This window comes from Micromonospora sp. NPDC047730, from assembly GCF_043204765.1.
GTDB lineage: Bacteria > Actinomycetota > Actinomycetes > Mycobacteriales > Micromonosporaceae > Micromonospora.
This window is the reverse complement of record NZ_JBIDCU010000042.1, coordinates 1-12,542: the sequence shown is the minus strand read 5'-3', so window position 1 is coordinate 12,542 and position 12,542 is coordinate 1. Positions and strand designations below refer to the sequence as shown.

General features: G+C 69.5%; 6 protein-coding genes and 2 pseudogenes. 1 reads left to right on the top strand and 7 read right to left on the bottom strand.

Features of this window, described 5'->3' with window-relative positions:
• The 5 genes from ACGF5G_RS35220 to ACGF5G_RS35200 form a co-directional block, all read right to left on the bottom strand.
• Positions 1 to 287: hypothetical protein (locus tag ACGF5G_RS35220; protein ID WP_393271172.1), on the bottom strand; the 287-nt coding region annotated here is incomplete at its 3' end.
• Positions 288 to 298: 11 nt separating this feature from the next.
• Entirely contained in the window at positions 299 to 913 is a 615-nt protein-coding gene (locus ACGF5G_RS35215; RefSeq protein WP_393271174.1) for a GNAT family N-acetyltransferase, read from the bottom strand.
• A complete protein-coding gene (locus tag ACGF5G_RS35210) occupies positions 910 to 1,248 on the bottom strand; it encodes a WhiB family transcriptional regulator (protein WP_393271170.1) in 339 nt (112 codons plus the stop codon). The genes ACGF5G_RS35215 and ACGF5G_RS35210 overlap by 4 nt, the downstream gene beginning before the upstream one ends.
• A 119-nt stretch (positions 1,249 to 1,367) precedes the next feature.
• Entirely contained in the window at positions 1,368 to 1,724 is a 357-nt protein-coding gene (locus ACGF5G_RS35205; protein ID WP_393271168.1) for a DDE-type integrase/transposase/recombinase, read from the bottom strand.
• A 677-nt stretch (positions 1,725 to 2,401) separates the two neighbouring features.
• Positions 2,402 to 5,209 (bottom strand): ATP-binding protein, encoded by a 2,808-nt coding sequence (locus ACGF5G_RS35200; RefSeq protein ID WP_393271166.1) that lies wholly within the window; start codon positions 5,207 to 5,209, stop codon positions 2,402 to 2,404.
• A 208-nt stretch (positions 5,210 to 5,417) separates the two neighbouring features.
• Between ACGF5G_RS35200 and ACGF5G_RS35195 the strand changes: the two are divergent.
• Positions 5,418 to 5,540 (top strand): annotated as a pseudogene (locus tag ACGF5G_RS35195) (transposase); the annotation flags it as partial.
• Positions 5,541 to 5,729: 189 nt separating this feature from the next.
• Here ACGF5G_RS35195 and ACGF5G_RS35190 read toward each other — a convergent pair.
• Together ACGF5G_RS35190 and ACGF5G_RS35185 are read right to left on the bottom strand one after the other, a co-directional pair.
• Positions 5,730 to 5,813: pseudogene (locus ACGF5G_RS35190) on the bottom strand (IS5/IS1182 family transposase); the annotation flags it as partial.
• 66 nt (positions 5,814 to 5,879) lie between these two features.
• Positions 5,880 to 12,350: a hypothetical protein gene (locus ACGF5G_RS35185; RefSeq protein WP_393271165.1), complete on the bottom strand. Its 6,471-nt coding sequence runs from the start codon at positions 12,348 to 12,350 to the stop codon at positions 5,880 to 5,882.
• Between the last annotated feature and the right edge of the window lie 192 nt (positions 12,351 to 12,542).

The window sequence follows — 12,542 nt, the reverse complement described above, 5'->3', positions numbered from 1 at the left end:
TTGATACGAAGGGTTTCTGTCGATGATCGACCGCGCGGTACACGGCCGCGGAGCACCGCCAGCCGCGCGTAACCCCAATCACCGCAGTCGGCAACTGTCCGCAGCGCCCACCGCATACGCTCTGCGGCTTCCTCCGGATGCTCACCGAACTCGTACGCGACCTCGGCTACGCAGCCGGCGACCCGGCGGCGCACGAGCTCGCCAGCGATTGCCCGGCGCACCTGCTGGCGATCGGGATGCCGCGACGGCTGTAGCGCCGACGCGAACAGAGCTTCGGCGAGCAGCACGGTACGGCACCTCAGCATTGCGTCACCTCCTCACTGCCGGCCACGCACCGCGATCCCCCGTGCGCCCCCACCGAACCGTCCCGCCACGGCAGATCGCGACCGAGGACGGCGTACGGTAGCGGGTCACCGGGATAGCGCAGCCCGCGGCGCAGGTCACGGAATCCCATCCGCCGATACAGCCGCCACGCCCGCGACCACCCCTCGGCGGTCTCCGCCGTCGACAGCACCACCGTCCGCGACCCGGCCGATGACAGCATGCCCCGCAGCATTGCCTCACCCAGCCCTCTGCCCTGGCAGGCCGGTCGGACCTGAAGCTCCGACACGGCGAAGGCGTCGTCGAGCCACCGCCTGCGATCGGCGACGACCGGCATCGCATCGGCCACCCAGTCCCGCCACCACTGCCCAGGCCGACACCGATAGCCGTAGCCGAACCCGACGATGTCGGCCAGCGGCCCCAGAACGGCCACCGCCCGGAACCCGGGCATCGTCAGGTGTTCGATCAGCTGCCGACGGCTGCCTTCCCGCATCGCCGGGCCATAGCCCATCGCCTCGGCAAGGACATCGATCGCCTCGTCCGCCCGGATGGCGAACTGCTCAGGCGTCCACATGACCAGGACGTCCCTCATCGCATCTGGCACCGGTACCTCCGACAGGTCGGGCAGTGGCGGCTGACCGTCGACCGGGTGAAGGCCACCGGGCGGCTGCCGCACGCCTCACAGACCAGCGACAGGACCTGCCGGCCACGCCTGCTGCCGGTGAACCAGGACGCGCCACGGACCACGCCGACGTCACCAAAGTGAATGGCGTCATCGAGGCATTGATCGCGTACGGGGCAGACGATGCAGCGTTGCACGGCTTTCTGCCACATCAGGCGGGACTCGAACCACGACGGGTCCAGCCCCCTGCATTCGGCTTGCTCCCACCACGACCGGTGGGGCTTCGTGATTTGTAGTGCCGTCATACTCCCCAATACGGGCAGGACCAGCCCGGGGGTCAGTTCAGATCGATCCTTGAAGCGCCCCGGGTTCGACGGAGGCGGTGATCATCGCGCGGGGGCTACATCGACGCGCAGAAGCGCACTCACACGGGCCCGTTGAATCCGTTCGACCCGCGGTCGCTGTGGTGGATGAACTGGCCGTCGCGGACATCGCGGGACCAGATCCCGTATTCGAGGGCGGCGAGGATGAGGTCGGTGTCGCAGCGGTCGGAGGTCTTCCACCCGACGATCCGGCGGGAGAAGGCGTCGCGGACCGCGGCCAACCAGAACACGCCTTCACCGCACGGGATGCGGTGGCATCGGCGACCCAGAGCCGGTTCGGCCCGGTCGCGGTGTTTGACGCAAGATCGCCGCTCGTAATACCGAGTGACGACGAAAGACCTGGGCAGGGACGGCTTGACAAGGCATTTGTCCGAGGCGTACCCCTGATCGGCCTGCACATCTCACGAACCCGCCGCCCGTCGACGACCTGTTCGACCTGGCCTTCGAGGCGGCCGACGACGGCTGATTGGCGATCCCTGATGGTAGCGGCCAGGAGATGGCGCGTCGAGGGCACGTCGCGCCCGTTGTGAACCAGGAGTCAGGTGCATCCGTAGCTACGTCGTGAACCTCGTTGACGTACTGCCAGAGGGGCTGCGGCGACGGGTGGAACGGGCGGGTTGTGCCGGAGGCAACCGGCACAACCTTCCTCCCTCGCGTCCCTTCCGTCCCACGCCGCGACCTCGAATTCGCCGAGAACAAATGCCCCGATTCGCGCCTGCCTGCGCCTGGTCGTTGTCATCGTCCCGCACCCAACGCCAGCTGACCACCGGCATCCGGCACCGCCGGCCAAGACACCGGTCGAAGTCCGCCGAACCCGCCATGCTAATTCGTATTGGCATCGGAGCGGTGCTGACCGTGGACTGGTTCAGTCCCCGAAGGCTGCGGCGCCGCGAATCGATCGGTGCCGTCATTACCACCGCACGGGTGCCCATCCACTCATCCGGTCGGCGCTGGTGGCCTGCTGGTCACCGGTGCAGCGCTGGGGCCGGACACCTCTCATCCGGACTGGTCTGAGTCAAGTTGCTCGCCGTGCTGGGGTTTGCATCTTGTCGGCGTCTGGAACAGCCAACATCGACTAGATCTGAGCGAGCTGGTTTTGGGCCTCGCGTGCGATCTCCACTCGGTTGCGGACGTTGAGCTTCCTCAAGATGTGGGCGACGTGCGTCTCCACGGTGCGCCGCGACAGCACCAGCCGCTGGGCGATCTCCGGATTGGACAACCCCTGCACCAGCCGGCGGGCCACCTCGCGCTCGGCCGGCGTCAGCGCCTCCCAACCCGTGGTGACCTTGCGGTGAGTCGATCGAGATCCCCGGCGTACGCCAAACTGGCGCAGCCTGGACTCCAGCCGACGTAGGTCCGGCCAGGCGCCCAACTCCTGGTAGATCGTCACGGCCCGAGCGAACGCGGACCTGGCTTCCGACAGGTCGCCTCGGTGCCCCAACCGGACGGCGGCCTCCTGCAGCGCGAACGCCACCCGTGGCAGCGCATGGATGCTGTCGAAATACTCCGCCGCCGCCAGCAGTGGCTGCGGATCATTCGACACAAGTGCCTGGCAGACGTTTGCTGCCGCCACAACCTGTGGCGCCTCGCTGCTTTTGGCATCCAGGTCGGCGGCCCGGGCAGCCGCTGCGGCGAGATCGGTGCGGTCGGCGGCCAGGGCCAGCCGCACGAACTCCATCAGTGTCTCCCAACGACTGTATTGGGTGCGCTGGGAGTACTGCTCCTCCAGCCACGGGGCCATCAGCGCCACCGCCGCAGGGAGATCACCGTCGGCCTCAACCAGCAGTGCCTGCGCCTCGATCAACGACTGGGCGTTCAGGCGCAGCACTCCGCTCGTGTACTGGACGTGCGCCACCGAGGCCAGATAGGCCTCGGCCTCCTCTCGCTGCCCCCGCCGCGCATGGATCAATGCCGCCGCCCCACGCACCCGCAGCAGATTCTGAATGTGCCCGACGTCGCCCATCGCGTCCACATACAGGAGCGACTGGTCCCAATCACCCGTGTGCAGAAACTGCTCGGCCGCGACAAGCTGCGTTTGAAGGAGACGTGTGGTCGCACCAGCGCTCTCGGCGAGCGCCGACGTGGCCGACAGCGCCGTGGCGAACTCCCCGTACCGGTAGAGGTTGGTGAGCAGCGCCACCCGGTTGACCATGAGGAGAAGCCGAACATCCATCGACTCCATGTCGCCCCCGACAACCACGGAAAGACCGCGCTCGGCGAGCTCCAACGCCTCGCTGTAGCCAGGCGCGTCAACCATCAGGGCCACCAACGCCCACCCGACCGAGACTGGGTCGTCGCAGGCCTCCCCCTCGCTGATCGCCAACTGGGCATGGACCCTCCCGTCCTCCCGTTTGTCGCTGAAGAGAAGATCGGAGGCGAGCAGGGCACGCAGTCGGCTGCGCCACGGCGGCACCAGGTCAGGTCGATCTAGCACCTCCGAGATGAGGGACCAGTCCCGCTCAGATTGACCGGACATACCGAATCCCCGCGCCAGGTTCCACGCCACTTCCCCGACAAGGGCTGGGTCCGACACGGTTCGAAGGGCCTCCGTGCCCAGAGCCACGAGGTCGTCCAGACGATGCTGCAACCGGAGCACGGTGGTAAGCCGGGCGAGGTAGACATCACGCCGCGGGTCACCAGGGTGGACAGCCGTCAGCGCTCGCTGGAGGAGATCCGCGGCGATCAGGGGTGCCGCGTACAACGCGGCCGCGGGCAGGTCGGCCAGCCAATCCAGCATCCATCCTTCGGGCCTTTCCGACGTGGCCAGGAGGTGTCTCGCGACCCGATCCCATGGGGCGCCCGCTTCCGCGAGGACCTTGGCCGCATGGCCGTGCATACCGTCGCGAACCGCCGCTGGCGTTTCCTTCTTCAGCACCTCGGCTATGAGCGGATGACGAAACGACAGCCCGGCGTTGGAGTCGGCGAGCACGCCGGCCTCCACGGCTTCGCTCACCGCGTCGACCAGGGTGGGGACGGGGCGGTTCGACACCAACGCGAGGTCGTTCATCGAGAAATGGGTTCCGAGTAGGGCACAGCTGCGCAAGGTTGCTCGCGTCGGCCGGGGAAGAAAGTCCAATCTCCGGCTGATGGCGGCCGCCACCGACGCCGGCGGCTCGCCCTTCGGAGAGTCGAGCTCAGCGACATCGCGGGACACATGCACCTGCCCGTCCCGAACGAGGGCATTGAGCATCTCCCGCACGTACAAGGGGTTCCCCCCAGCCTTGGCCAGCGCCTCGGTCAATTCCGGCCCCGGCGACGCGGACAGCAGCGCGGTGACCATCGTGGTCACGTCAGGTGGTGCCAGCTCGTCGAGTCGGATCAACGGCGCGGCCAGCCGATCGATCACGACATCACGTAGGCGGTCTACCTCCTCACGCCGGGGAACGGGGCGGCACGCGCTGATGAGCACGAGGGGCGCCTGACTAGCGATGCTCGTCAATCTGCGCCACACCCCGAGGCTGGCGACATCAGCCCACTGGAGATCGTCGATGGCCAGCACCACCGGTGCGTGAGTGGCCTCACGGTCGATCAACGCGAGCACTCGCTCGCTCGCTGCCAGCACCGCGTCTGTCCCGGAGCCGCGCCCTGCCAACAGCTCCGCGATCTCCGACCGATACTCGTCCACCGTGTGCCCACCGAGGTCAAGACACTCTGCTATCACCTGCAGCGCAAACAACTGGGTCAGGCTGTCGGCCGTCCCGTGGAAGACGCGCATGCCTAGGAAACGTGCATGCGCAAGCCCGGCGTTGAGCACCGCGGATTTGCCGATCCCGGGCTCGCCTTCGATCCAAACCCCTCCGCCGCGACCCTCGGCAGCGTCACGGACAACACCGCGCAGAACATCGAGCTCCGCCCCGCGCCCGATGACCTCATCGCCACTCATTACGGCATCGTACGCAGAGCGGCTATGGGCGGCCGTTCGCAACCATTGCAGTTGCAGGCGGTATCCGGCCGGACACGAAAATGCCACCGTTCGTACCCGAACCTGAGTCACCCCCGCTTCATGGAGCTTTTTGATCATCTGATGGCCGTGGGGAGGAAGTCGTCCGAGCCAACCAAAGAAGTACCCCGATGAGCTACGCCAGCGCGTTGTGCGCTTGTACCTCGATTCGGACCCGAAGCCGGTCATCCGGCGCCTGGCCGAGCAGCTGGGCGTGCATCACGAGGCGTTGCGGAGCTGGATCCGTCAGGCCGAGCCCGACGCCGGTGAGCGTCACGACCGGCCCACCAGCGAGATGGCCGAGGAGAACCGGCGGCTGCGCAAGGAGGTCGCCGAGCTGCGGCGGGCGAACGAGATCCCGAGAGGGCATCTGATCCTGCATAGGGAAGATGTGCAGCACGTGAAACCCGGTGCGGCTGCGGCGGGGCACCACCTCCACATCGACACCCACGCGGGCGCCGTGGGCCGCCCGCCACGCGGTCAGCACCGGCTCGATCAACGCCCACCGCTCATCCGACAAGTCCGACCGATATCCACGCCGCTGCACGTCCACGCCGCGATCAAAGAGGCCCTCTAAAGGATCCACCCGACCGGCCGGGGCGGCGGGTGGTGGTCACCGGTACGTCGGCGCCTGCTCGCGCATGACGTAGAGGCCCCTCTCCACGTCCACGAGGAGGATGCCGTGTGGACCGTAGATGACAGCCGTGACGTCATAGCGGTACTGATGGAACGTCCGCTTCGCCTCCACGTTGCGCTCGTTGACCTCGCTCATCTCGGCCGCGTGGGCTTCGCCGTCCTCGCGATCGACACCGAGGCCGTCGCCGTTCCAGCCGAGCTTCTTGATGCCGGCGGGAGCGCCACCCTGCGGGCCGAACGAGAACTCCCAGCCCGAGGACGAGTCGCCCTTGTTGATCGGGCCCGCCTCGTTCTGCTGGTATCGCCGGGCCTTCTGCTCGAAGGCCAGCGGTCGGCCATCCTTGTCGACATAGATCTCTGCCCGCCGGATGTTCAGCCCGAGAGTGATGCCGGCGCCCGGAACCTGGTAGCGGTGTTCGAGCAGCGGCTCGATGCGAGATCGCAGCATCATCTCGGACGCGTGGTGCGCCATCAAGCGGTCGAAATCGCTGCCATCGTGCACGCCAGGCACTCTCCAGGCGCCGTCGGTGCTCAGGTCCAGGCCCTGACGCAGCCGTGGCGGTTGGGTGGTCAGCGCCGCCCAGCGTTCGAATTCCCGGGCCGCCCGGTTCAGCCGCCACGGATGGACGTTGCGGTCATTGATCAGGTCGTTGTTCAGGTCGTTGTGCAACCGAGGCGGGGTGGGGCCGGACTCCACCCATCGAGGTACCGGCCGGCCGGCGCCGGTCAGGGCCGGGGCCGGAGCCGGACCCAGCCCCTGCCAACTCCCCGGCTGTTCGGCCGTCGGCCGGGTCAGGTACCGCGGCACGATGAGCCGGACGTCCCCAGCGACCTGAATCTGCTCCTGCCAGCCGATCCCGGGGAGGTTGTGCCAGAGGTCGCGGACCGACCGTTCCAGGTTCGGCTGCCAGAGGCCGGCGAGCCAGGCGCCACCGAACAGCACGTTGCGCGCTGAATCAAGCATGAACGTGACCGCTTGGGGCAGCTCCGTGGTCAGCGTCATCTCGATGGTGAAGTCCAACGGGTACTCGAGCTCGTGCGACTTCTTGGGTCCGGTCCGGAAGATGTCCTTGGACTCGGACTGCATGCCGCGTTCACTGGACTCCGAGTTCTCATGCCCGTAGTCACCATGCCCGCCGAGGACCCTGCCCTGATCGTTCCACGCGCCACGGCCGGAGAAGGCGACCTCCCCACCCCACGACCATCCGGAGGTGTCCGTGTTGGACTGGGCGTCGTGCGTCTCACCACGCAGGGTGAGGCTGACCTGCTCCCGCGGGCGGTCGCTCGACGGCGCGGCGGACGGGGTGGCGCTGACCCGCACCCACAGGTATTGCGTGGTGTGGTAGGGCGTGGGCACCGGGAACCAGCCGTACACGCCCTGGCCGGACAGCGGAAGGTACTGCGGCTCCAGGTTGCGGGAGGAGAACCGCTTCACCAGCGCGCGCCGCAGGTGGTCGGGGATGCCCTCGCCGGAGGCGAACAGGCCACGCTGTCGCAGCCGTTGCAGGATCGTGTCCAGCACGGCGTTGGCCCGCAACCGCTCGGGGTGCCCCACGGCGGGCAACAGCTCAGGGTCGATGATCTCGCGCGATGACGCCGAGTCCGGCGCCGGTGTCCGGGGACGGTCCAGCCCCAGGTCCTCGGCCGCACGATCGGTCGCCAGGAGATCCACCGCGTCGTCGACGTCCAGATAGACGGGGGCGGTGGCCGTGGTCTCGCCGTCCTTGGTGCGCAGGGCGGTGACCTCGAAGACCACCCGGCCGTGATAGGCGTGGACGACGTCGTTGTAGGTGGCCCGGGTGATGTCGATGGCGCCGTAGTCCTTGCCGTCCGAGCCGCCGAACGAAACCCCACCCTCGACGTACAGGCCGCCGCCGGCACGGCCGCGCTCGTGGGCCTTGTCCGAGTCGCCGCTGTCCGAGTCGCCCTTCTTCGCGGTCGTTGCGTGGTTGAGATACTGGCCCCCGACACCGGCCTTGCCGCCGAAGCTGAGCTCGTTGCTCGTCCCGGCGGCGTGACTGATCGCCGATTGCCGGTACTGCTCGAGTTCGACACCGTTCGCGCTGTCGATGCCGTCGCTGCTGTACTGGTATGCCAGACCCGCCGCGAAGAACCGCTCCCGGATCCGGATGACCTGCTGGTACCCGTCGTGGCCGGGCAGTTGCAGCTCCCACCCGTGCTCCTCGACCGCCTCCGGGAACCCACCGGCCAGTTCCGTGCCGGCGCCGAGATCGAAGATCGCGTCGGGCCAGTTCATCGGCTCGTTGAACCACTCGTTGGAGAGGCCGTTCAACTGCTGGTACAGCCGCGCCGCGGTGGCTGGCAGCTCGGGTACGTGCCGGAAGGCCGCATACAACCCGGCGCTGCCCTGGACGTCCAACGGCAGATGCGGCGGTTGGTCAGCCGGTGCCCACGCGGCCTCGGGTCGCGGGTTCGGGCGGGTAACGCCCGCGCCGTCGAGCTGCGCCGACGTAATGGCCCGCTCCTCGCCGGTGCGCGGATCACGCGGCACATGCTCGACCGGTACCGCGATGTGGGTCGCCACCTCGCCGCCGCTTTCAGCACCGATCAACCAGGTCTCGCGGGGTCCCCAGCCGCTGTCTGTCTGCTCGCGGATCATGACCTCGAACACCGTGCGGTAGCGATGGTCGACGACGTCTCCGACGGTCTCGGTCCGGCGGTACTCCTGTACCACCTGGCTGAGCTCGTGCTCGCTTGCTCGTGCGTGCTCCGCCGTGACGCCGAGCCGCGGGAAGAACACCCTCCCCTGGTGTTCCGTCCCGTTCTCCGGCGCCTGCTCGTTCTGGTCGGACTGCTGGGTGCTGCCCGACACCCGGCCACCCCACCGGCCGCTGAGGCTGCCCTCGGTCGACCGGGAACCCGACGTGGTGGCTCCGGTCAACGCGCGGGCATTGACCGTCATCGGGTATTCCGGACTGTCCAGCAGTTCCCTCCGGTGTTCGGTCACCATGACCTGGTACCGCTCGCGGCCGACCCGCACGGTGAACTTCTTTCCGGCCTGCGTCCGCGTCGGATCGGCCTCCATCGCGGCCCGACCCACCTTCGCCAGGATGGTGCGGCGCGCCACGGCGCCGATATCAACGCGACCCGACTTCTGTCGCAGCACCGACTGCACCAGGTCGGCGACCTGTTCTGCCCCGGGCATGTTCGCCGCGATCCCCAGACCCTGGCCGCGCCGCATGGCCAGCGCCAGCGGCTCCCGGGGGGCCGGGCCATTTGGGGGCACGTAGGAATGCCGCGCCTGCGGCGCCCAGGGCAGCGGCGGCGACAACCAGTTGCCGATGTCGCCTGCCGGTGCCGGAGCCGGTGGGGGGGCCGCGACGGCCGGCGTGATCAGCGCCCGCGGTCGTCCGGTGCCCGGCCCACCGAATTCAGGGGTGAAGACCGCCCCGAAGACGCTGCGCTCGAACTGCTGCGCCTCGCTCAACGGCACGCCCAGCTCCCCGGCCACCTGCCGGGTCACCGGTACCACCGAGGAATCGCCATACGTGGTCAACGTGACGTCGAACACCACCCGGTAACGAGCCTGGTCTTCCTTACGGTTCAGCACCGTGTGGTTCAGGACCTTGCCGCCCACCTCCAGCGCGGACTCGCGTTCGGACTCGCCGCCGAAGCCGAACGAGAAGGTGCCGGTCACCCTGTCGGCGGCCTCCTCCCGGCCACTCGGGTCGGTCGCCGCGTGGGTCAGTCCGAGAAGCGCCGCGTCCGCCGCGAGGCCGGTGCCGCTCGTACCCGACACCTCCTCCCCGGAGGTCGCGATCACCCCGAGGTCGTCCCGTACCGTGACGCCCTCGGTGATCTCCACCAGCTGCAACTCCCGCATGACCGCCCTCGTCGCGACGTAGCCGCGGAACCTGCCGACCGTGAGCCGCTCGTCGATCGTGTCCGTCATGTCCCCGTTCGACAGCATCCACCGGCTACGGTTGCGGGTCGTCCGCTCGTTGAGCAGTTGGCGGGTGACCTTCGCGGCGACGCCAGCCGCGGTGTCGGCCGGCAGGGCGGCCGCCAATACCTGGTGCCAGCCGGTCACGAGTGGGGTCAGGTCGATCGCGTTGAGCACGTCGCGGGCCTGCGGCGTCGACCGCGCCGGCGGCTCGGGTGGCGACGGCGCGAGCGGAGCTGCCCGGTTCGGCGCAGCACTGCCGTTGGCGTACAGGGTCGGCAGGGAGACGTCGAGGAGGCCGGTCTCGGCCGGCATTGACGGCCGTCCCCACTCGACGCCGTTCACGAAGACCTGGAACGACACCCCACTGGCGAACGACGTCGACGCGGTCACGAACATCTTCCGGCCCCAGATGACCCGGGTCTCCTGGGACATCGCGTGTTGGCGATCGCCCTTGACCGACACCGTGGGGAGTCCCGCGATCAACCTGGACGCTCGCCCGGTCGAGATGTCGAAGCTTTCCTCCAGCCCACCGTCGGACTTCCGCCCGCTGGACACGGACGTGTCGTTGCCGACCTTGGTCGAACCGAAGGAGACTCCGAACACCCGCGGGCCCCCGGCATTCCCGGCGGGCGCCGGTCGCGGATCGTGCGGCACGGGACGGATCCACACCAGCCGGCCGCCCGCACTGAGCGTCTCTCCGGAGAACAACGCCTGCTCCCAGCGCTCACGGTGTTCCTCGACGGCACGGGGGTCCCGCTGGTCCGGTGCCGTCAGCAGCGTGTGCAGCGCCGCCGACACCCGCGCGCGGATGGCCGCCTCCTGGGTGGCGGTGCCCAGGTCCAGCCGGTCGGTCGTGCCCATCTCGATGTCGTCGGCTGCCCCGGTGGGCCACCCTGACGGCAGGTCGTCCATCAACTGCGCAACGGTCTCCGTCACCTGCTGCGGCGTCAGGTGCCGCACCGCCGAGACGCTCAGCTCACCGAGGGCACCATCGGCGAAGTACCACGGCGTCGCCGGCTCGGGCTCCCTGGCCTTCCCCTTGGCCGCCGCCCCAGTTGCGTTGGCTTGATCCCGCTCCTCGACCGCACGCTCCCAGACCGTACGCGCATCGGACGCCGCATTCCGGGCGCGGTCGAGCCGCCCCTGGGAGCCTGCGACGTTCCGCTCCAACCGGGTCCGTTCCGCCGTACGCGCCGCCGCGTCGACCGCGTCCCTCAGCTCGGCCTGACGCCACGTCTGGGCCTGCCGCTCCGCGTTGTCGGCGTCCCGCCGCTCCGCCTCGACCCGCTCACGTTCATCCTCGACCGCACGCAGGTCGGCCCGCTGCCACTCGTCCTCCTGCCGCCGCGCGTCCTCGTCCGCCCGTACCCGTTCGGCCTCCGCCAGTTCGGCTTCCCGCCGGCCCTCCTCCCACCGCCGCTGCGCCTGCTCGGCCAACTGGTCGTCGGCGCGCTGCTCGTCCTGCCGGACCTTCGCCGCCTCCGCGGCCAGCTCGCGCTCCCGGGCGCGCCATTGCGCTGCCGCGGCGGCCGCGCGCCGTTGCTGCTCCCGCTCCGCCGCCAGGTGCTGCTGCCCGGGGTCCTGATCCGCCAGCCGTCGCTGCGCCTCATCCGCCGCGGCCCGCGCCTCCTGCTCCTGGCGCCATTGCTCCTGCCGGTCGGCCTCTGCCTGCGCGGCATCGCGCACCGCGTTCCGGACCGCCAGCGCCCGCTGTACGCCCTGCCACGTGTCCCACCGCTCCTGCTCGTCTCTCCGGGCCTGTTCGCGTGCCGCCGCCCGCTCGCGTACCTCCTGGCTCGCCACCAGGCGCTGCGCCGCCCGGGTAGCTGCCTCCTGCCGGGCCACCTCCCGCTCATCGGCCCGCTGGGCCGCGAGCTGCTCGGCAGCCTCCCGCGCCGCGTCCCGCTGCCGGATCCGCTCCGCCGCGCGGTCCGCCGCCGCTGCCCCGCCGGCCCGCAACCCCTGTAGGCCGTCCGTCCACTGCTGTACCGCCGTCCGCCAGTCCGCCTCCCGGGTGGCGGCGTCCTGCTCCAGCGCCTGTCGCCTCCGGTCAGCCACCCGCACGGCCCGCCCCAGCAACTGGTGCCCGCGCCGTTCCACTGTTCCGCGCTGCCGTTCCAGCTCAGCGACCCGGTCCTGGGCCCTGGTGAGCCGCTCCCACGCCGCACGCTCCACCGCTTGCGCGGCATTACCGCTGGCAGGCGTCTCACCGCCGTTGGTCGGGGTCTCATCGGCGCTGGTCGGGGTCTGCGTCACGCGCGCCGGTGGCACGGCCGCGCGGGCGTCGACCTGGCGCGCCAGGGCCTCCCGAGCGGTGGACAGCTCGCTCCGCGCTGCGGCGAGGTCACTCTCGACGGCAGCGGTCGTGTCCCGGATGCTGGCCAGTTCCCGGGTCAGCCGTTCGACCTCCGGCGGGTTCCCGACCGGCGTCGCCTCCACGTCGCCGCCCTTGCCGTCAATGCTGCTGCCCGTCGCGGGTGACGCGGGGCCGCTACCCCCGTCCACACCGGCCAGATCCACGGCGTCGACCGGGCCATCCACGGAGCCGGCTTGGGGGCCCCATTCCATCGCCGCCGGCCGACCAGGCAACGAACCGGGCGACAGGTCCAAAGACTCAGACTCAAACTCCGACTCCGAGCCGGACGACTCAACCGGCCGCGCCAACGTGGGAGCCACGAACGACTCCTTCACCGCCAGAAACTCGCTGATCTCCCAGTCCGTGAACCCAGGCGC

Coding starts and splice junctions, on each gene's coding strand:
- ACGF5G_RS35215 (WP_393271174.1), bottom strand. CDS start 913: ATGAGGGACGTCCTGGTCATGTGGACGCCTGAGCAGTTCGCCATCCGG.
- ACGF5G_RS35210 (WP_393271170.1), bottom strand. CDS start 1,248: ATGACGGCACTACAAATCACGAAGCCCCACCGGTCGTGGTGGGAGCAA.
- ACGF5G_RS35200 (WP_393271166.1), bottom strand. CDS start 5,209: ATGAGTGGCGATGAGGTCATCGGGCGCGGGGCGGAGCTCGATGTTCTG.